The 20,581-nt window shown below is 68.0% G+C and carries 12 protein-coding genes and 2 tRNA genes; 9 read left to right on the forward strand and 5 right to left on the reverse strand.

The genetic code is table 11. From position 1 onward, the window contains the following. Window positions 1–513: 513 nt before the first annotated feature. Complete coding sequence (locus ACZYZE_RS05600) at window positions 514–1,866, reverse strand: macrolide 2'-phosphotransferase (RefSeq protein WP_459316889.1); 1,353 nt, start codon at window positions 1,864–1,866, stop codon at window positions 514–516. Between the two features lie 248 nt (window positions 1,867–2,114). Between ACZYZE_RS05600 and nudC the strand changes: the two genes are divergently transcribed. From nudC to ACZYZE_RS05615, 3 genes are read left to right on the forward strand one after another with little or no spacing between them, the layout of a single operon-like run. After that, a complete protein-coding gene (nudC, locus tag ACZYZE_RS05605; RefSeq protein ID WP_463906721.1) occupies window positions 2,115–3,179 on the forward strand; it encodes an NAD(+) diphosphatase in 1,065 nt (354 codons plus the stop codon). A 58-nt stretch (window positions 3,180–3,237) separates the two neighbouring features. Next, a complete protein-coding gene (locus ACZYZE_RS05610) occupies window positions 3,238–5,436 on the forward strand; it encodes an ATP-dependent DNA helicase UvrD2 (RefSeq protein WP_463906723.1) in 2,199 nt (732 codons plus the stop codon). After that, window positions 5,436–6,080 (forward strand): M48 metallopeptidase family protein, encoded by a 645-nt coding sequence (locus ACZYZE_RS05615; RefSeq protein ID WP_459316886.1) that lies wholly within the window; start codon window positions 5,436–5,438, stop codon window positions 6,078–6,080. The genes ACZYZE_RS05610 and ACZYZE_RS05615 overlap by 1 nt, the downstream gene beginning before the upstream one ends. Before the next feature lie 94 nt (window positions 6,081–6,174). On the opposite strand, the gene ACZYZE_RS05620 is transcribed toward ACZYZE_RS05615, so the two are convergent. Next, entirely contained in the window at window positions 6,175–7,641 is a 1,467-nt protein-coding gene (locus tag ACZYZE_RS05620; RefSeq protein ID WP_463906724.1) for a zinc-dependent metalloprotease, read from the reverse strand. 237 nt (window positions 7,642–7,878) lie between these two features. Here ACZYZE_RS05620 and ACZYZE_RS05625 point away from each other — a divergent pair, with 237 nt between their 5' ends. The 4 genes from ACZYZE_RS05625 to ACZYZE_RS05640 all read left to right on the forward strand — a co-directional run bounded on the left by ACZYZE_RS05625 (window position 7,879) and on the right by ACZYZE_RS05640 (window position 12,856). Next, complete coding sequence (locus ACZYZE_RS05625; RefSeq protein ID WP_463906727.1) at window positions 7,879–9,027, forward strand: YlbL family protein; 1,149 nt, start codon at window positions 7,879–7,881, stop codon at window positions 9,025–9,027. Window positions 9,028–9,198: 171 nt separating this feature from the next. Then, window positions 9,199–12,222: a UPF0182 family membrane protein gene (locus tag ACZYZE_RS05630; RefSeq protein ID WP_459316883.1), complete on the forward strand. Its 3,024-nt coding sequence runs from the start codon at window positions 9,199–9,201 to the stop codon at window positions 12,220–12,222. A 159-nt stretch (window positions 12,223–12,381) separates the two neighbouring features. Then, window positions 12,382–12,455: transfer RNA gene (locus ACZYZE_RS05635), tRNA-Met, on the forward strand. Between the two features lie 327 nt (window positions 12,456–12,782). Beyond that, window positions 12,783–12,856: transfer RNA gene (locus ACZYZE_RS05640), tRNA-Met, on the forward strand. Window positions 12,857–13,003: 147 nt separating this feature from the next. Here the strand turns inward: ACZYZE_RS05640 and ACZYZE_RS05645 are convergent. From ACZYZE_RS05645 to ACZYZE_RS05655, 3 genes are all read right to left on the reverse strand, one after another. Beyond that, window positions 13,004–14,443 (reverse strand): cryptochrome/photolyase family protein, encoded by a 1,440-nt coding sequence (locus ACZYZE_RS05645; RefSeq protein WP_463906731.1) that lies wholly within the window; start codon window positions 14,441–14,443, stop codon window positions 13,004–13,006. A gap of 150 nt (window positions 14,444–14,593) precedes the next feature. After that, window positions 14,594–15,379, reverse strand: a complete 786-nt coding sequence (locus tag ACZYZE_RS05650) for a PspA/IM30 family protein (RefSeq protein ID WP_459316881.1) — start codon at window positions 15,377–15,379, stop codon at window positions 14,594–14,596. Between the two features lie 136 nt (window positions 15,380–15,515). Next, window positions 15,516–17,543: a TPM domain-containing protein gene (locus ACZYZE_RS05655; RefSeq protein WP_463906733.1), complete on the reverse strand. Its 2,028-nt coding sequence runs from the start codon at window positions 17,541–17,543 to the stop codon at window positions 15,516–15,518. Between the two features lie 296 nt (window positions 17,544–17,839). Between ACZYZE_RS05655 and ACZYZE_RS05660 the strand changes: the two genes are divergently transcribed. Next, entirely contained in the window at window positions 17,840–19,495 is a 1,656-nt protein-coding gene (locus ACZYZE_RS05660; RefSeq protein WP_463906735.1) for a S1C family serine protease, read from the forward strand. 279 nt (window positions 19,496–19,774) lie between these two features. After that, complete coding sequence (locus tag ACZYZE_RS05665; protein ID WP_459317077.1) at window positions 19,775–20,575, forward strand: electron transfer flavoprotein subunit beta/FixA family protein; 801 nt, start codon at window positions 19,775–19,777, stop codon at window positions 20,573–20,575. The last annotated feature ends 6 nt before the right edge of the window (window positions 20,576–20,581 follow it).

Here is a 20,581-nt window from a genome sequence, read left to right on the forward strand (position 1 = left end):
ATTCCGGTCCCGCTGGACGGGACATGCCCCGCGCCGGGGCCGGCGGGTGGACATAGTCCGGTTATGCCCGGACCCGGGTGCGAAGACTGGGCATGTCCTCCCGTGGAGCAGCCTGGCTCCCCGCCGTCGGACCCACCCGCCGCCCGACCCGCCCAACGCCTGACCGGACCAGCCCCACATGCCCATGCCGTGACGGTCCTGCCCAGTTGCTTCGGCGCCCGGCGCCAAACGCGGGCGGGAATCCGGGCTTTGCCCGGGCCGGCAGGCGGCCGGGCGGCCGGGCGGGCAGGCAACCGGGAAGGAGTGCCACCGCTGGCTGCCGGCGCCAGGCTAAGTAAACGAAAATGTCCACTGGACCGGATATGCGCCGCGCCGGGGCCGGCGGGTGGACATATTCCGGTTTTGCCCGGTCCCGGGCGCGGAGAATGGACATGTCCTCCCGGAGCGACAGGGTCCCGGCTTTGCCCAACCCCCGGCAAACTAGCGAAAATGCCCGCTAGTCCTTCGTTCGTACTAGGTCGACTTCGCCCGGACCACGGAGATGGCGGCGGTCGAGGTGTCATCCGCGGAGTCAGCCGCGGCCGCAGAACCTGCTTCGTCCGCGGCGGCCGACTGGATGACGGCGATCGACTGCGTCGAGGTGTCATCGGCGTCGGGCTCATTCCCTGGGATGGCCGATACCGAAACGGCAGAACCCGCACCGTTGCCAACCGGAACGTCGTTGGCGGCGTCGTCGGCGGCGTTAAGGGCGGCGGGCGGGATCGGCGTCACCTGCACTGCCGGCATGGCGCTGCCGGCGGGGGCTGCAGCCAGCCCGGACACCGAATCCGGCGCCAGCAGCGTCACCTTGCTCACGGCCGGCGTCGGACTGCTGTCCGGATCCGCCAGCAGGCCGGGCTGCCCAATACCGGGCGCGGGAGCCCGGAGCGGTTCCACGCTGATGGGCTGCCCGCCGTGTTCGGCGACGTCCTCGGCCAGTGCGCCCAGCATGGACTCGGCGTCGTCGATCATGTCCTGGTTTCCGGCCGCGAGCCCCTTGACCAGGTACTGGGCCAGGGCGAATTCGGCCGAGAGTGCGGCACGCCGCAGCAGATGGGCATCGGGAACGTCGCGCCGGCATGAGGTGTAGTGCTCCAGTACCGCGTCGACGAAGTCCTGGTCATTGGAGGCCACCAGCCAGGCCATGTCGTCCGCCGGATCGCCGATCCGCAGGTCCGTCCAGCCGGTGACGGCGGTCACCCGGTCGCCGTCGACCAGCAGGTTGTCCTCGTGGAGATCGCCGTGGACGACGCAGGGGTTGAAGCGCCACAGTGAGACATCCTCCAGCGCGTGCTCCCATCGGCGGAGCAGCAATGGCGGGATCTTGCCCGTGGTCGCGGCCTGGTCGAGTTCGTTAAGGCGGCGCTGGCGGAACTCATTGGGAGTGTAACTCGGCAGATCGGCGTTGTTGACCAGGGTCTGGGGGAGGTCGTGGATGGCGGCCAGGGCGCCGCCGATTTCGCGGGCCAGGGCAGCGGACCCGGCGCCAAGTTCCTCGACGGAGCGGGTGGAGCCTGCGAGATGCGAGTAGACGAAGGTGCTCAGCGGCCCCTGCCGCACGGTTCCGGCCACAGTGGGCATCAGGAAGGGAAGCTCGGCACGGATGCCGGGAACGAAGGCGCGCAGTACCAGAAATTCCGTCTCCAGCCGTGTGCTGGCTTCGGGGTGCCGGGGCGAGCGGACACGCCAGCGCTTGCCTTCGGAGTCCAGGAGAAGAGCCGAATCGAAGTCCGCCGGATCGTCGGGCGCAGAGCTAACGGCGGTCGGGGTCAGCCCGGGGACTGCCGCGGTTGCCACAGCTGCCAGTTCGATTGGTTGTCTTCTCACTCTTCCACGGTAGATTGAGCGGCGCCCACAACGGCGATGCACCACGGCGAGTCTGAAAGATGGGGAATAAATAGCACCCGCATTTCCCTGCGCCAGGCCGGTCCGTGCCGCCGCTCACACGTTGCCAGGCCGGCCCGCCCGCACGTTGCCGTGCCGCCGCTCACACGGTGGCGTGACGGCGCCCGCATAGCTCCCGCCATGGCCGGCGGCAAATGTCAATTGTCAGCGGGAGTCAGTACGGTGGGTACATGAGTCATGCGGAGTCACCGGCGTCAACGAACCCACCACAGGTGAACACGCCAATCTCCCCCCAACACAGCCTGCCCGCGGACCGGCTGACGGACACTGTCCTGCCGGTGCGTCCTGCTCTGGTTGACCGCGGATCCGCCGCCAGGATAGAGCCGGGGATGCTGGCTGAGCTCATCCGCTCCGGGACCGCGCGGGCCATGGTGCTGTCCGGCCGGCAGGCCCTCATCAACGGCAACAGCCTGGTGCTTCTGGACGCTGCCGAGCTGGCGGACCATCTGCAGGGGACCGCCTACGCCCCGGAGCAACTGATCTACCTGGGTTCTGCCCTGCCCGGCTCCGCCCTCGACGCCGGCACGCAGCTGGTTCTCTTCCTCCTGCCGGAGCAGTTCGAGGTCCAGGCCGAGGAGTTCGAGGCACACATCGCGGGTATCCCCCCGGGCGCACAGTGGGCCGGCTTCCGTGATGTCGCCGCCGGGCTGAACACCACGGACACTGCCCTCTTCATCGAAGCCAGCGCCATCGCCAACTGGCATGCCAGCCACACGCACTGCCCGCGCTGCGGCACCGCAACCCAGCCGGAGGCCGGCGGCTGGGTCCGCCGCTGCCCGGCGGACAGCTCCGAGCACTACCCGCGAACCGATCCTGCGATCATCGTCACCGTGGTGGGACCCGACGGCCGCCTCCTGCTGGGCGGCGGCGGCCCCCTCGATGCCCGGAACTACTCCACGCTGGCCGGCTTCGTCGAGCCGGGGGAATCGCTGGAACAGGCCGTCGTCCGCGAGATCGGCGAGGAGGTCGGGGTGCGGGTCACCGCGAGCCAGTACCTTGGATCCCAGCCATGGCCCTTCCCTGCCTCGCTGATGCTCGGCTTCACCGCCACGACCCCGGACACCGAGGCAAGGCCCGACGGCGTCGAGGTCACCAGGGCGCGCTGGTTCAGCCGGAGCGAACTGCAGGACGCGGTGCTCAGCGGCGAGATCGTCATCTCCAGCCGGCTTTCCATAGCCCGGGCCCTCATCGAGCACTGGTACGGCGGCGTCATCCGGGACCGGCCGGGCGAATGACGGCCGCATGGCGCAGCAAATAACCCGGAAAAGTGACCCAGCAAAGTGACCCAGTAAAGTGACCACAGAGAATTTCAACGCCAGCGCGTTGCCCCTGACCCTGTCCGAGGATGACGGGCCGGGCAGCGAACGCCCGGCGCAGGACAACCGCTCGCTGGAAGAACGTATCCTGGGCGGCCTCGACGCCGAACAGCGCGAGGTGGCCAGCACCCTGCAGGGACCGATGTGCGTGCTGGCCGGCGCCGGCACCGGCAAGACCCGCGCCATCACCCACCGCATCGCCTACGGAGTGCACTCGGGCGTGTACAGCCCGCAACGGCTTCTGGCCGTCACGTTCACCTCGCGCGCCGCGGCCGAAATGCGCAGCCGGCTCCGGGACCTCGGCGTCGGCAACGTCCAGGCCCGCACCTTCCACGCTGCGGCGCTGCGGCAGCTCCAGTTCTTCTGGCCCCAGGCCATCGGCGGGGCCCTGCCGAACCTGCTGGACCACAAGGCCCAGATGATCGCCGAGGCGGCCCGCAGGCTCCGGCTCAGCACCGACCGCGCCTCCATCCGGGACCTCGCCTCCGAGATCGAGTGGGCCAAGGTGTCCATGCTGACCCCCGCCAACTATCTGGAAAAGGCCCAGGGTCGCGGGAGCCCCGGCGGCTTCGACCTGACCGCCGTCGCCCGCGTCTTCCAGTCCTATGAGGACGTGAAGACGGACCGCAACGTGATCGACTTCGAGGACGTGCTGCTGATTACCGTGGGCATCCTGCAGGAGGACCCCAAGGTGGCGGCGACGGTCCGTGAGCAGTACCGGCACTTCGTCGTCGACGAGTACCAGGACGTTTCGCCGCTGCAGCAGCGGCTGCTGGAACTGTGGCTGGGCGGCCGCGATGAGCTGTGTGTGGTGGGCGACGCCAGCCAGACCATCTACTCGTTCACCGGCGCCTCCCCGAAACACCTGCTCGGCTTCAAGGCGATGTACCCGGACGCCAACGTCGTCAAGCTGATCCGCGACTACCGTTCAACACCGCAGGTGGTGAGACTGGCCAACGAGCTGCTGGCCGGCCGGCGCAGCGGCGGCCCCGTCGCCGATGCCGCCTGGGCCACGCCCCTGCAGCTCCTGGCCCAGCGCCCGGCCGGGCCCGTGCCGCAGTTCACCGAGTGCACCGACGACGAAGCTGAGGCTGCCACTGTCGCCGTCAAGGTCCGCGCGCTGCTCGACGCCGGCACCCCGGCAAGCCAGATTGCTGTGCTGTTCCGCACCAATGGCCAGTCCGAAGCCTACGAACAGGCCCTGGCCTCGGCCGGCATCGGCTACCAGCTGCGCGGCGGCGAGCGGTTCTTCGCCCGCAAGGAAGTCCGCGACGCCATCCTCCAGCTCCGGGCGGCCACCCGGGCCGTCGCGGAGACCGCCACACCCGAGCCGCTCGGCCAGCTGGTCCGCGACATCGTGACCTCGCTGGGCTACACGGACGCCGCACCGCATAGCGGCGGCGCGCTCCGGGAACGCTGGGAATCGCTCGCGGCCCTCGTGGCGCTCGCCGACGAACTGGTGATCAGCCGGGGGGAACAGTTCAGCCTCTCCGACTTCGTCAATGAACTCCAGGATCGTTCCCTGGCCCAGCACGCCCCGACCGTACAGGGCGTCACCCTGGCTTCGCTGCACTCCGCCAAGGGCCTTGAGTGGGATGCCGTCTTCCTTGTCGGGCTCAGTGAGGGGCTCATGCCGATCTCCTTCGCGGACAGCCCCGAATCGGTGGACGAGGAACGCCGCCTGCTCTACGTGGGAATCACCCGCGCCAGGGAGCACCTGTTCCTGTCCTGGTCCACCGCCAGGACTCCCGGCGGCCGCGTGAACCGCAAGCCTTCACGCTTCCTGGACGGGCTGCGCCCGGACTCGGTGGCGAGCTCCTCCGTCCGTGGCAAGGGCGCCGCGCCGCGCCGGAAGGCCGCCGTGCCGGCGTCGTGCCGGGTCTGCGGAACAATGCTCTCCTCCGGTGCCGAGCGCAAGGTGGGACGTTGCAACGCGTGCCCGCCAACCTATGAGGAACAGACCTTCGACGCGCTGCGCCAGTGGCGCAAGGATGTGGCCCTCGAGGCGGACGTTCCGGCCTTTGTGGTCTTCACCGACGCCACGCTGACCGCCATCGCCGAGGCCCGGCCGGAATCCCTCGAACAGCTGGCCAAGCTCGCCGGTGTCGGTCCGTCGAAGCTGGAAAAATACGGCGAAGCGGTACTGGCGGTGCTGGTGGAAAGCACCACCCTCTGATGGCCGGCAGCGCAAGCAGCCGTCCCGCCTCCCGTGCCACACCGGCGGCCGCGCCGCTGACCACGGCCGACGGCGCCCCGGTGGAGGTGCGCCGCTCGGCCCGACGGCGCCGGACAGTCGCCGCGTTCTGGGAGAACGGCACCGCCGTTGTCGCCATTCCGGCGTCCTTCAGCCGCACCCAGGAGCGCGAATGGGTGCACCGGATGCTCGAAAAGCTCCGGCTCCAGGGGGAGCGTGGAACGCGTGCGGGCAAGCGGCGTCCGCGCAGCGACGCCGCGCTGGCCGCGCATGCCGCCGAGCTGTCCGCGAAGTACTTCGGCGGCCGCGCCGTACCGTCCTCGGTCCGCTGGGTGGGCAACCAGAACTCGCGCTGGGGCTCCGCGACGCCGTCGGACGGCACCATCAGGCTCTCCGACAAGCTCCAGCCGATGCCGCAGTGGGTCATCGACTACGTCCTGCTGCACGAACTGGCGCACCTGCTGGTGGCCGGCCACAACGCCGCGTTCTGGCGCCTGCTGGAGGCCTACCCCGAAACGGGACGGGCCAAGGCTTTCCTGGCGGGCGTCTCATTCGCGGCCGCGCGGGGCCTGACGCCGGGCGACGCCGATGATTGCGACGAGGACGCCGGCGGCGTTTCCGGCTGACGGCGAGGTTGCCGGCATAGCGAGACTACGACGGCGGGCAGCAGAAAGCCCCGGCCGGAACTGACGTTCCGGCCGGGGCAAACCTACTCATCCGCTATGACTTGGAGCTATCGCCCCGGCCGGGAGCTTCGTCCGGGCCGGGTTCCTGAGGACCGGCCTCCCCGGCTGCACCGGTTTCCCCTTCCGCCCCGTCGGCCGGAGTCCCGGTCTCGGGCTCATCGAAGCCGCCGCTGAGGAGCTTCTGCAAGGCGTCGTCCACCTCGGTGCCGCTTGCCTCGGCGAGCTGCCGGCGGCCGCTGAAGCCCGTCGGATCATCCAGATCCTCCGCCGTCGGCAGCAGGTCGGGGTGCTGCCAGATGGCGTCGCGTCCCTCGATGCCGCGTTCCGCCTTGAGCGAGGCCCACAGTGTGGCGGCCTCGCGCAGCCGGCGCGGCCGCAGCTCCAGCCCCACGAGGGACGAGAACGCGTGTTCGGCCGGGCCTCCGGTGGCGCGGCGACGGCGGACGGTTTCGCGGAGCGCCGCGGCCGAGGGAAGCAGCTTCTCCGTGGCGGCCCAGGTCAGTTCGTCAACCCAGCCTTCCACGAGGGCGAGGGCGGTCTCGAGCTTCTCGAGGGCCTGCTCTTGCGCCGGGGTACGCTGCGGCATAAAGACGCCCTGGGACAGGGCATCCTGGATGCCTTCGGGGTTGCCCGGATCCAGCTCGCGGGCGAGTTCCTCGATCTTCGACGTGTCGATGTGGATGCCGCGGGCGTACGCCTCGATCGCCCCGAGCAGGTGCCCCCGCAGCCACGGGACCTGCACGAAGAGCCGGGTGTGGGCCGCCTCGCGGACGGCCAGGAAAAGCCGGATGTCGTTCTCGGGCAGGCTCAGGCCTTCGCCGAACTTCGCCACATTGGACGGCAGCAGTGCCATTTCGAGGTCGGCCAGCGGTACCCCAATGTCGGTGGAGCTGACCACTTCGGCCGAGAGGGCGCCGATTGCCTGACCCAGCTGCATGCCAAAGATTGCCCCGCCCATGTTCTGCAGCATCGAGGAGGCGCCGCCCATCATGGACTTCATTTCCTCAGGCATCTGCTCGGTCATGGCGGCGGACAGCGCATTCGCGATGCTGTTGGCCACCGGCTCGGTCAGTCGCTTCCAGGTCCCGAGGGTCTCCTCGACCCACTCCGCGCGGGACCAGGCCCTGCCGATCAGGCCGGTGGCCGGCAGCCCGGTGACCTGATCAAGCCACAGCTCGGCGAGCCGCAGGGCCTCATCGACTTCGCGGGACTGCTGGGCGGTGACCGACGGGTCGGAGCCGCTCGCGGCCACCCGACGGGCGTTTTCGTGGGCCAGTTGCCAGTTGACCGGGCCCTCCGAGGTGGCGCCCATCATCGCCTGGACCTGCGAGAACATCTGCGCGAGGAGATTCGGATCATCCGGCAGGCCGGCGGCCTTGGCCAGCTCGGCGGGGTCGATATTGCCCATGCCCTGGCCGCCCATCAGGTTCTTCAGCATCTCTGCGAGCGGATCCTTGGGTTCCTCGTCGCCATTGGACGGATTGAGTGGGTTGGAGGTCATGATCCCGCCGATCGTCGGTGTGGCTGCTTCTCACGTTCACGGTACCCCGCGGCAAGCGGGGCTGTCTGCCGAAACCGCGCCACGTTCGCTGTAGGCAAAGACCCGTCCCGGCAAGCGAGCGCGTACTGTTAGAAACTGGAATATTGGCAGGCGGCAGCCTGCGGCTGAGGCCGCGGCCGCGGTGCGCTGTTCACGGGTCCGCAGGGTCCCCAGGCGCCGGCACGGAGAGGTCCTTCATTGACGATTACCCAGGGTGGGCAGCCCGCCGGCGAGCCGGCAGCAGGCCAGGCGAAGGGCCGGAGGGTCCAGCTCACCGGACCCCGTGCCGCCAGGACACGGGACAAGCGGTCCTCGGCCCTGCTCGTCTCGGGACTGCTCGCAGCGGGCCTGGGCATCACCGCGGTGAGCCTGCCCGTCCCGTACGTCGTCGAATCACCCGGACCGACGTTTAATACCCTCGGTAACGACAACGGCAAACCGGTCATCACCGTGACCGGACACGAGGCCTTTCCGGCGAAGGGAAACCTGGACCTCACCACGGTCTACGTCGACGGCGGGCCCAATGGCCCGGTCACCGTTTTCGAAGCCTTCTCGGCCTGGATCGGCGGCACCCGGGCCGTCTACCCCGAGGAACTCATCTACCCCACCGGTGTGACGAAGGAGCAGTCCCAGCAGGAGAGCGCCGTCGCGATGACCACCTCGCAGGAGAACGCCGTCGCCTCTGCACTGAACGAACTAAACATCCCGTTCGAGCAGAAGATGCAGATCGCCGGTGTCCCGGACGGCTCCGCCTCGAGCGGAAAGCTCCAGGACGACGACGTACTGGTGTCCATCAATGGCAAACCGATCTCGTCCCTGGGCGTCGTCCAGGCGGAACTGGCAGCCGGCAACGGTGCCCCGGTGACTGTCGTCGTCGACCGCGGCGGCAGCAGTGCGCCGGCCATCATCACCCCGAGCAGGACAAGCGCCGGCCGCTTCGTGCTCGGAGTGATGCTGCAGTACAAGTTCACGTTCCCCTTCGACGTCAAGATCTCCCTCGAAAAGGTGGGCGGCCCCAGTGCCGGGCTGATGTTCGCCCTCGGGATCGTGGACACGGTGACCCCGGGTGACCTGACCGGCGGAAAGCACATCGCGGGAACCGGAACCATCACCCCCGACGGCGCCGTGGGCCCGATCGGCGGAATCGCGCAGAAGATGCACGGTGCCCGCTCCGGCGGGGCCACCATGTTCCTGGCGCCGGCGGCAAACTGCGGCGACGTCGTCGGCCACATCCCTGACGGCCTGCAGGTGGTTCGGGTCGAGAATCTGGCCGAGGCGCGGAAGGCTGTGGAACTGACCGCGTCCGGTGCCGACACATCAGGTCTTCCTGTCTGCACCAGCAACTAGACTGACCCCGGAACTAAGCTCAGCCGCCACTCGTGGCACTGATGACGTCCGCCGTTGCCCTGCCGGGGCGGTGCCCGTCGTGGATACAATGCAGCAACACCGTATGTCGCAACACCGCACCGACTGATAACTAAAAACCAATACCTGACGACCAGCTATGAGGTACCGAGTTTGTCCCGTCCCGCCAGCCCTGTCCCGCCCGGAAGACCGCAGACACGACGAGGCGCACTGACGCCGACGTTGATTGTCGTGGCCTTGATTGTGGTCGGTTTCATTTTCCTCGCCAATGTCTGGACGGACGTTCTCTGGTACCAGCAGTTGGGCTTCTTTGAAGTCTTCCTGACGGAGAACCTCTCGCGCATCGCGATTTTCCTGATCGGCTTCGCCGTGATGTTCGCGGCCGTCTTCTTCGCCATCAGGATCGCCTACCATGCGCGTCCCGTGTACGCGCCGGATTCGGACATCCGTGACAACCTGAACCGCTACCAGGTCCAGCTCGAGCCGATCCGGCGCGTCGTTATGATCGGCCTGCCCGTGCTGTTCGGCCTCTTCGCCGGCAGCGCCACCGCGAGCCAGTGGCAGAAAGTGCTGCTGTTCCTGAACCAGGAGCCCTTCGGCCAGGCAGATCCGCAGTTCGGACTCGACATCAGCTTCTACCTGATGACCCTGCCGTTCCTCGGCTTCGTGACCGGCTTCCTGATCAGCGTCACGATTGTGGCCGGCGTCGCCGGCATCCTCACCCACTACCTCTACGGCAGCATCCGGATCATGGAACGCGGTATCTTCACCAGCCGCGCGGCCCAGATCCATCTGGCTGTCACCGGCGCCGTCTTCCTGGTGCTGCTCGGCACCAATTTCTGGCTGGACCGCTACGCTGCGGTGCAGAACAGCGGGGGACGCTGGGCCGGGGCGCTGTACACAGACGTCAACGCCGTCATCCCCACCAAATCCATCCTCGCCGTGGCCGCGGCCCTCGTCGCCGTGCTCTTCATTGTTGCCGCCGTCATCGGCAAGTGGCGCCTGCCGTTGATCGGCACCGCCATGCTCGTCATTACCTCGATCCTCGCCGGCGGCGTCTATCCCTGGGTGATCCAGCAGTTCCAGGTCCGTCCCTCGGAGCAGACGCTGGAGAAGCAGTACATCGAGCGGAACATCAGCATGACCCGCGCCGCGTATGGCCTCGATAAGATCCAGGAGAAGCGGTACGACGCCACCACCGACGCCACCACGGGCGCCCTGGCCCCGGATGCGCAGACCACGACGAACATCCGCCTGCTGGACCCGAACCTGATCTCGGACGCGTTCTCGCAGCTCGAGCAGTACCGGCCCTACTACCAGTTTCCCAGTGCCCTGAACGTGGACCGCTACGAGGTGGACGGAAAGATCCAGGACACCGTCATCGCGGTGCGGGAGTTGAACCCGGACGGACTGAGCGCCAACCAGCAGTCCTGGCTGAACCGCCATGTCGTCTACACCCACGGCTACGGCGTCGTCGCTGCCAAGGGCAACAAGTTCACCGCCGACGGCAAGCCCGAGTTCCTGCAGGCGGGCATCCCCTCCACCGGCGTGCTCGGCAACGACTCGACCTACCAGCCCCGGATCTACTTCGGTGAGAACTCGCCCGAGTATTCCATCGTCGGCGCTCCCGACGGGGCCCCAAACCGCGAGCAGGACCGTCCGGCGGCCAAAGAAGGCGACGGCGAGACGCAGTACACCTTCACCGGAAACGGCGGGCCGAACGTCGGCAGCTTCTTCAACAAGATCCTGTACTCGATCAAGTTCCAGTCCTCGGACCTGCTGCTCTCCGACGGGGTCAACGCCGACTCCCAGGTCCTCTACGACCGCAACCCGAAGGACCGTGTCGAGAAGGTCGCGCCGTACCTGACGGTGGACGGCAACGCGTACCCTGCCGTGGTCGACGGCCGGGTGAAATGGATCGTGGACGGCTACACGACGAGCCAGTACTACCCGTACTCGCAGCAGGAGCAGCTCTCGGCAGCCACCACCGACTCGCAGACGACGGCGGGCCGCACCACGGCCCTGCCGAACAGCTCAGTCAACTACATCCGCAACTCGGTCAAGGCGACCGTGGATGCCTACGACGGTTCAGTGACGCTGTACGCCTGGGATGACCAGGACCCGGTGCTAAAGGCATGGCAGAACGTGTTCCCGACCTCGCTGAAGCCGTACTCGGAAATGTCCGGGGCGCTCATGAGCCACGTCCGCTACCCCGAGGATCTGTTCAAGGTCCAGCGCGAGCTGCTGGGACGTTACCACGTCACCCAGGCGGACAACTTCTACACCAATAACGACGCGTGGTCGGTCCCGAACGATCCCACCGTCAAGGAAGAGGTCAAGCAGCCGCCGTTCTACATGTCCCTGAAGATGCCGGACCAGGACAAGCCGGCCTTCCAGCTGACCTCCTCGTTCATCCCGCAGGTGGTCAACGGCACCGCCCGCAACGTGCTCTACGGCTTCCTCGCAGCGGATTCCGACGCCGGCAAGGAAAAGGGTGTCAAGGCCGAGAGTTACGGCCAGCTGAGGCTCCTGCAGATTCCGCCGGAGGCCCAGGTGCCCGGCCCAGGCCAGGCGCAGAACAAGTTCAACTCCGACCCCACCGTCTCACAGGCGCTGAACCTGCTGCGCCAGGGAGCGTCGGCAGTGCTCAACGGCAACCTGCTGACGCTGCCGGTCGGTGGCGGCCTGCTCTACGTCCAGCCCGTCTACCTGAGGTCCACCGGTGAAACCTCGTACCCCACCCTGCAGCGCGTGCTGGTGGCCTTTGGCGACAAGATCGGCTTCGCACCGACCCTGGATGAGGCACTGAACCAGCTGTTCGGCGGCCGCTCCGGTGCCACGGCCGGTGACGCGGCCAACAACGGCCAGACGCCGGCCACTCCCGCTCCCGGCGGCGGCGCGACACCGCCGGTTACGGGCAACGCGGACGCCAGGGTGGAGCTCAAGGCGGCCCTGGACGAGGCGAACGCGGCCATCAAGGCCGGCCAGGAAGCCCTCGCGAAGGGCGACTTCGCAGCCTACGGCGAGCAGCAGAGGAAGCTCTCGGCGGCCCTGCAGCGGGCGCTCGACGCCGAGGGCAAGGTCGCGGTGACTCCGGTGCCAACGCCGTCAGCCACCCCGTCGCCGGGCGGCACCGCGTCGCCGTCGGCCACGCCGTCGCCGACGCCGAGCAACTAGCGGACAGAATGAGGCCGGGTTCCTGCTCTACCGGAGCGGAAACCCGGCCTTTCCCGTACCCGGCGCCCGGGCCGGTGCTTGACCCCAGCGGCTTGAGATGCACATCACGCCACCTCGATTTGGCCCCAAGTTCACCGGGCGGTAGTGTTGATCTTGCGACGCGGGGTGGAGCAGTTCGGTAGCTCGCTGGGCTCATAACCCAGAGGTCACAGGTTCAAATCCTGTCCCCGCAACTCAAGGGTTGGCCCGGAATACTGGAAACAGTGTTCCGGGCCTTCTGCTTTAAGCGGCCAGCACCGGACCGGCCACGGCGGCCGCGGGCAAGCGTTGGATGCGGGCAGGGGGCACTTTGGCACGGAAACGCCGCAGGCGCCGGGCCCAGGGGCCGGAATCGGGTTGAAAGGCGCCCCGGACGGCGCGCGGGGCCGTCCGGATTTGCCACCCGCTACCGGGAAGCAGGCCCGATCCACACTCGATCGGCCCCGGAACCCGCGGGCGGGGACCGCCGCCGGGGGAGTGGCTCGGGCGGCCCTGAAAGTAGGGTACTGTTGATCTTGCGACGCGGGGTGGAGCAGTTCGGTAGCTCGCTGGGCTCATAACCCAGAGGTCACAGGTTCAAATCCTGTCCCCGCAACTGAAGAAGAACAAGAGAGGCCCGGATCTGATGATCCGGGCCTTTCTTGTTGCCTGGGCCTTTCTTGTTGTCCTGTTCCGTCGGCCTGCGACCCGGGACGTCAGCCCGAGGGCCCCAGCTTGAACGGGACCTGGGGCGGAGCCGGCCCTAGCCGTCCTTGAGCCGCTGGTAAGTATCCAGCGCCCGCGCGCGGGATTCCGCGAGCCCGACGATCGGCGCCGGATAGTCCGGTGCGGCGCCGTCCGCCTTCCACGGTTCATGGATTGTCTTGCCGTCCAGCCCGGCCAGCTCCGGGAGGTACTCCCGCAGGTAGCGGGCACCGGCGTCGAACTTCTTGCTCTGGGTGACCGGATTGAAGATGCGGAAATACGGCGAGGCGTCGGCGCCGGAGCCGGCAACCCACTGCCAGTTCGCCGGGTTGCTCGCGGCATCGGCATCGACCAGGGTGTCCCAGAACCAGGCCTCGCCCAGCCGCCAGTCGGCCAGCAGGTTCTTCACCAGGAAGGACGCCGCCGCCATCCGGACCCGGTTGTGCATCCATCCGGTCTGCCACAGCTGGCGCATGCCGGCGTCAACCAGCGGATACCCCGTCCGGCCCTGCTGCCAGGCCGCCAGCTCGGCCTCCGACGGCGTCTGCCACGCGAAGCGGTCGAACTCCGGCCGGTAGTTCCGGGTGGCCAGCTGGGGATTCTCGTACAGCAGTTGCCAGCAGAATTCGCGCCAGCCAAGTTCGGCGCGGAAGATTCCGACGTCGGCCGGTCCGCCCCTGGGGTAGCGCTCCCGGAGGGCGTGCCAGACCCGGAACGGGCTGATTTCACCAAAGCGCAGGTGCGGGGAGAGGCGGCTGGTGCCTTCGGTGCCGGGAATGTCCCGGCCGGTCCCGTACTCGTCGGCCGGGCCGTCGAGGAAGTTGTCAAGCTGGTTGTGTGCCCCGGCTTCCCCCGGGGTCCAGGTCGCGGCGAGTCCGGAGCTCCAGTCCGGCCGGCGGGGGAGCAGCCCCCAGCCGGCGAGGTCATCGCCCGCGGGAAGGTGGCCCGCTGCGTCCCGGGCAGGAGCCGGAAGCGTCTCTGGTGCCTCCAGGGGCAGCCGCGGCTCGGGGGCGTCCAGGCAGGCCTTCCAGAAGGGGGTGAACACCTTGTAGGGGCCGCCGGCGCCGGTGCGGACGGTCCAGGGCTCGAACATGAGGCTGGCCTGGAAGCTTTCGGCACTGAGGCCGTGGTCCGCAGCCCAGCTCTTGACTCCGGCGTCCACTGCACGTTCCGGACCGCCATAACGGCGGTTCCAGAACAGCGCTGAGGCGCCTGTTTCCGCGGCGAGCCCGCGGATGATGCCGTCGGCCGGGCCGCTGCGGAGGAGCAGCCGCGATCCTGTGGCCGCCAGGTCATCGGCCAGCGCCGTGAGGGAATGGTGCAGCCACCACTTCGAAGCCCCGCCGAGAGGACGGACACCGGGCGAGGCTTCGTCGAGGATGTAGACCACGGTCAGCGGCCGTCCCAGCGACGCCGCTGCGGCCAGTGCAGGGTTGTCGTCCAGCCGGAGGTCATCGCGAAGCCAGACAAGGGTCGAAGAGGTGGATTCCGAAGACATAAATCCACGGTACACGCGCGGCCGCGGGCCGTGCACGGCAGTACCCGGCGGGGCACAGCAGAGGCCGGCCCCCTGGAACCGTCGTGTGATGCTGGCGATGGGTCCGGGGTCCGGCCTCAGGGACCGGCGGGAGCCCGCCGGTGGTTGTGCCTAGAGCTTGTCGAAGTCGGCGTCGTCCACGGTGGAGGCGGCGGACCGGCTTTCGCCGGCGCCGATCGCTGCGGGCCCCCCACCGGACTTCAGCGCGGCAAGCCGTGCCTCGATCTCGGTCTGCTCGCCGAGATCCTCGAGCGAGTTGAACTGCGCATCCAGGCTGGAGGCGGCGAGCTCCTGCTGGCCCCGGACCTTGGCCTCTTCACGGCGGATCTTCTCTTCGAAGCGGCCCACCTCCGAGGTGGGATCCATGAAGTCAATACTCTTGAGCGCATCGTGCACCTGGGACTGGGCGGCGGCGGTCTTGGAGCGTGCTACGAGCTCGTTGCGCTTGCCGGTGAGCTCGTTGAGTTTGCCCTTCATCTGGTCCAGGCCGTGCTTGAGCTTGTCCACTACCTCGGTCTGCGACGCGATGCTCGGCTCCGCGGACTTGGCCTCATTCTCCGCGGACATCTGGCGCTGCAGGGCCACCTTGGCGAGGTTGTCAAACTTCTCGGCATCGGTGACGTCGCCCTTGGCGCGGTACTCGTCGGCCTTGCGCGACGCCGCGAGTGCCTTGTTGCCCCAGTCCTTGGCGTTCTTGACATCTTCGTGGTAATCGTCCTGGAGCATGCGCAGGTTGCCGATGGTCTGGGCCACCGCGGACTCGGCCTCGGCGATGCTGTTCGTGTAGTCCCGGACCATCTGGTCCAGCATCTTCTGCGGGTCCTCAGCCTGGTCCAGCAGGGAGTTGATGTTGGCTTTCGCCAGCTGCGCCATGCGGCCGAAAATGGACTGCTTCATGGTGTTACCTTTCGTCCTGCTCAGTGGTTCCCACTGAATTCGGTGAACAGTGAAATGTACCGCTTCTATCCGCCGGCGGATAGCTTCCCGCCGGCGCCTAGTCCGTTGTGGGCGGTGTGTTGGATGGGGCGGTAGGCTAGAAGTCGCCGCCGCCGCCGTCGCCGCCCCAACCGCCTCCCGAGTCCCCGCCGCCCCAGCCTCCGCCGGAATCGCCGCCGCCCCAGCCTCCTCCGCCGCCTCCGCCTCCGCCGTGCAGGATGGAATTGATCAGGATGCCGCCCAGGATGGCGCCGCCGAGACCGCCGCCTCCTCCGCCGCCGAACATCCCGCCGCGGCCGTAGCCTTGGTTGGCGAAGCCGTCGAAGTGGTCCACGTCGGACTGTGCCAGCTGCGCCGCCTGTGCCGCCAGCGAGTGGGCCTGCTGGGCGTACTGCAGGGCGGTGACCGGGTCGGTGCGGGAGATGGACAGGGCATAGTCCAGGTTCCGCTGGGCCTCCGCCAGCCGGGTGCGGGCTTCGGTGCCCACCCCGCCGCGTCGGGCGGTGATGTAGTCGGAGGTCGCGCCGATCTGCGCCTGGGCCGACATGATGCTCTGCTGAAGCGAGGCCTGCGCGCGCCGGGACTGTTCCTGCTGGTCGCGGATCCCGGTGAGCGAAGCATCCAGCGACTGGTGCGCCGTTTCGACGCGCTCCAGCGTGGCGATCGGATCGATTTTGCCGCCCTGGATCTCGGCCTTGACCTGCGCCAGGGCTGCTTCAACTCCGGCGACCGGACCCGCCAGCTCAGGGTGCGCCCCGGACTGGATCATGGCCCTGGCCTGCGCGAGGTCCTGCGAGATATCCGCGACGGCGGACTCGAGCCCGCTGCGTGCCTCGTCGAGGTTGCCGGCGACCTTGGTAATTGCGCCGAGAAGCACGTTCGTCTGGTGCAGGCTCTCTTCCGCGGCCCGGACGGCGACGGCGGCGAGGCCCCCTTCCCCTGCGCTGAGCTTCTCCTGGGCCGTCACGGAGGCGTTCTGCACAAAAGCCAGCCGCTCCTTGGCCTGGCTGATGTTGTCGGCAACCTGCACGAGGGCGCTCTCGGCGTACTTGGCGCGCAGCTCGGTGAGCGACTGCTCGGCGCTGGCAATCCTGGCCCCGGTCTCATGGGCTCCGGCACTCACGGCGGCAAGCGCCTGCGGGGCATTCTTTTCGAGCTCACGAAGGGAATCGAAGTCCGATTTCTGCTCCCTCAGGGAGGCGAGGGCAGCCTCGGTACGGCGGATGATTTCGCCGAGCCAGGTCCGCTGCTGCTCCTCGGTATCCGGGATATGGTCATCGAGCTGCTGCTGCAGTTTGAACGACTCGGACATGTGGCCCTTTGCTTCCTGCAGGGCCTTCGTGAAGTTCCCAACGGCGGCGTCGCCATATTGTGCCTGGGCGAAGCCAAGCTCCTGCTCGCTGGACTTGATTGAATCGTCCGCCTCGATCAGGAGTGAGCCGGTCTTGCGCCGCAGTTCCTCGACTGAGAGCCCGGCGAGCGGGTCAACGTCGGCGGCCTGGGGACCGGCGCCGGCGGCCTGCGCGGCCTTCTTCCGGCGGTTGCTGAAATAGAGGTAGGCACCCGCGCCGCCCGCCGCGACCACGCCCACGCCGACGAGGACGGCGGTTCCTGCCCCGGCTTCGGACGGCACGTTTCCGGCCCCGCCGCCGGCCGCATCGCCAATGGCCGCGGCCGTGTCGATGGCAGCTTGTGCGTACTCGCCGTTTCGCAGCTGCGGATCCACCGCGTTCTTCACAATGCTGTCGCGCTGGGTATTGGTGATCTTGCTGTTGGACGGCTTGCTCAGCAGGTACTGCCGGGTGTCCGTGGCAACGGTCAGCATCATGGCATTCGCGCCAAGGCTTGCTTTTTCAGCCACCGCTGTCGCCCAAGCCACCCGGTCTGTCGGGTTCTCGAACTTCTTAACGTAAACGACGTGGAAGGTCATCGCGTGGTCGGTGCCGAGCGTCTTGATTGCCTGCTCGACTTCGCCCTTGCGGTCGCCGAGAACCCCTGCGGAGTCAACAATCTTCGTGGTGGGGTCAAGGGTCACCGGATCTTCGGCCAGGGCCGGGGCGGCCGGAAGCGCCAGCAGTCCGGCCACGCCAAGAACTGCAAGGAAACGTTTCAACTTAGACCGCATGTGCAACCCTTCAGCACTTCTGCGACCAGTTCGGCCGAACCAGTCGTCACAGAATGCAGCAGCGCCCCCACGCAGATGCAAAGCCGCAGGTCGCTGTGGCGATTCCATTTGATTCTATGGTGCACCCAATGGGCCGTCCACCAGTGGGAATATGCCACCAGCGAAAAGCGCTGAAGGGTTCAAAACGCGCGGCCGGGGGCCCTGGCCCCGGCGTTCAGGAACCTCCCAGCAAATGTCCGCTCTAGTATCAGTGAGAGCGTCCATAGTTAACGCAGACAAGGATGAAAGGAAGTCTGATGACTGAGAACCCAGCGCAGGGCGCGACACCGGAGCCATCAACACCGAGCCGAGAGCCCGCGAAGCCCAATGAGGTCCCTTCGGAGCACCCCCAGGCTCTCCCCGCGCCGGACTCAGCGGACGCGAATCCGACCCTCCGGCTGGACCGGCCCGCGGACGCCCCGCAGCCGGTCTACCCGCAGCATCAGCCGTCCTACGGCCGGCCGGCCGCAGCCCAGACCCAGACGCCCCAAACCGGGGTACCCCAGACCCAGACGCCCCAAACCGGGCAGTTCGGCGCGGAGCACACCGCCGCCGCTTACGGCCAGGGTGCCGGCTACCCGGCCTTCAGCCAGTCCCAGAACCCCGGCGGCCAGCCGCAGCACGCACAGGCCCCTTACGGCTCCTACTCCGGTAACCAGCCACCGGCGGGTTCGCCATACGCCACCAACCCGGCCCATGCCCCGAAGCGCAAGGCGGCCTTCGGCGTCCCCACCCTTGTGGCCAGCATCCTGGCCGCCGGCCTGGTCGGTGGCGGCGTGGTCGCCGGGACAACCCAGCTGCTGGGCGACCGCACCATCACGTCCACGGGATCCAGCAACAGCACCCAGGCCGGCCCCGTCATTGTGAACAACAAGGACGACGTCAACGCCATCACCGCGGCTGCCGTGAAAGCCAGCCCCAGTGTCGTGACCATCAAGGCCACCAGCGGCAGCGAAGGCGGCACCGGCTCCGGCATCATCCTGGACGGCGCGGGCCACGTCCTCACCAACACCCACGTCGTCACGCTCGACGGCAAGGCGGCCGACGCCACCATCGAGGTCCGGACCAGCGACGGAAAGGTCTACAGTGCCAAGATCGTCGGCACTGATCCGCTGTCCGACCTCGCTGTCGTCAAGATAGACAACCCCTCCGGCCTGATCCCCGCCACGCTCGGCGACTCGGGCAAACTGAACGTCGGGGACACCGCCGTCGCGATCGGTTCGCCGCTTGGCCTCACGGGAACGGTGACGGACGGCATCGTGTCGACGCTCAACCGCACCATCAGCGTCGCCTCTTCCGCGGCTCCCAAGGAAGGGGCCGACAACTCCCAGGGCGGCGACCAGGGCTTCCAGTTCGCGCCTCCCGGCGGCGGACAGAGCCCCAGCACGGCGAACCAGGGAACAATCTCGATCAACGTCATCCAGACGGACGCTGCCATCAACCCCGGCAACTCCGGCGGCGCACTGGTGAACACCAAGGGCGAGATCATCGGGGTCAACGTCGCCATCGCCTCGGCCGGGGGCGATACCGCGAGCAGCGGCAACATCGGCGTCGGCTTCAGCATCCCCATCAACAACGCCAAGCGCGTCGCCCAGGAGATCATCAGCAACGGCAAGGCAAGCCACGGCCAGTTCGGCGTCAGCGTGAAGCCCAAGACGGCGAGCTCCTCGGCCTCCGCCTTCTCGGTGGGAGCGGAGGTTGCCACCGTTGAATCCGGCTCCGCCGCGGACAAGGCCGGCGTCAAGGTTGGCGACGTTGTGACCAAGTTCCAGGATCTGCAGATCAGCGACCCGAACCAGCTCACCGCGGCAGTGCGCGAGCAGGCCGCCGGAGCCACGGTCAAGGTCACGGTCCTCAGGAGCGGACAGCAGAAGCAACTTGACGTAACGCTCGGCGCGGCAGCCGACCAGTAGAGTCCGAACAGCAGAGCCTTGGCAGCAACTCCGGGAGGCCGGGCGGCAGCAGGTGCCGCCCGGCCTCCCGCCGTCAATGAGGTCTCCGTGCGCCGGCCCCCCGCCGCAAGCGCAGGGAGCCGCAAGCGCACTGACACTGGCCTTAACCGGAGCCGCGCCGGGACCCGCTATATGGTTAGCTAGGAGCAACCCGGCACCCCCGGGCGCTCCATGGCCACGACCCACCGGGCTGGCTGCCCACCCGCATGGAAGGCTGCTGTACACACAGTGGAAGAGATTTTGAAGATCATCGTGCTGGTCAAGCACGTCCCTGACGCTCAGTTCGACCGGCACCTGAGCGGCGCGGGCAGCACCACCGACCGCTCCGAGAGCATCCTGTCCGAGCTGGACGAGTACGCCCTCGAAGCCGCACTCCAGCTCAGCGAGGCCCGCGGCGGCGAGGCGGCCGGCAATAAGGTGATCGCGCTGAGCATGGGCCCCGCCGGTGCAGTCAACGCGGTGAAAAAGTCCCTGCAGATCGGTGCGACGGAGGGTGTTCATCTCAACGACGAGGCCCTCGCCGGTTCCGACGCCGCCGCCACGTCGCTGGCCCTGGCCGCGGCCATCCGCCACCTCGGAACGGATATCCCCGCGGACCTCATCCTGACCGGCATGGCCTCCACCGACGGGGAGACCTCACTGGTTCCGGCCCAGCTCGCAGAGCGCCTGGGTCTTCCGCAGGTGACCTTCGCGTCCTCGCTGGAGCTCGACGGAGCCAGGCTCACCGCCCGCCGCGACGGCGACGCCCACGCGGACACGATCGAGGCCACGCTGCCTGCCCTCGTCTCTGTCACGGACCAGATCAATGACCCCCGGTACCCGAACTTCAAGGGCATTATGGCGGCCAAGAAGAAGACCATCACCACCCTGACCCTGGCGGATATCGGCGTCGACCCCGCGCGGGTAGGACGGTCCGGGTCCTGGACCGCCGTCGACTCCGCCGAGGTACGCCCGGCGCGTACCGCCGGCACCATCATCACCGATGAAGGCGACGCCGGCATCCAGCTGGTCGATTTCCTGGCCGCCCAGAAGCTGCTCTAAGGGGAT

This window comes from Pseudarthrobacter woesei (assembly GCF_055412745.1).

Bases quoted from the DNA above. Each gene is read 5' to 3' on its own strand.
- nudC (WP_463906721.1), top strand. From the start codon at position 2,115: ATGAGTCATGCGGAGTCACCGGCGTCAACGAACCCACCACAGGTGAAC.
- ACZYZE_RS05615 (WP_459316886.1), top strand. From the start codon at position 5,436: ATGGCCGGCAGCGCAAGCAGCCGTCCCGCCTCCCGTGCCACACCGGCG.
- ACZYZE_RS05620 (WP_463906724.1), bottom strand. From the start codon at position 7,641: ATGACCTCCAACCCACTCAATCCGTCCAATGGCGACGAGGAACCCAAG.
- ACZYZE_RS05645 (WP_463906731.1), bottom strand. From the start codon at position 14,443: ATGTCTTCGGAATCCACCTCTTCGACCCTTGTCTGGCTTCGCGATGAC.
- ACZYZE_RS05650 (WP_459316881.1), bottom strand. From the start codon at position 15,379: ATGAAGCAGTCCATTTTCGGCCGCATGGCGCAGCTGGCGAAAGCCAAC.
- ACZYZE_RS05655 (WP_463906733.1), bottom strand. From the start codon at position 17,543: ATGCGGTCTAAGTTGAAACGTTTCCTTGCAGTTCTTGGCGTGGCCGGA.
- ACZYZE_RS05660 (WP_463906735.1), top strand. From the start codon at position 17,840: ATGACTGAGAACCCAGCGCAGGGCGCGACACCGGAGCCATCAACACCG.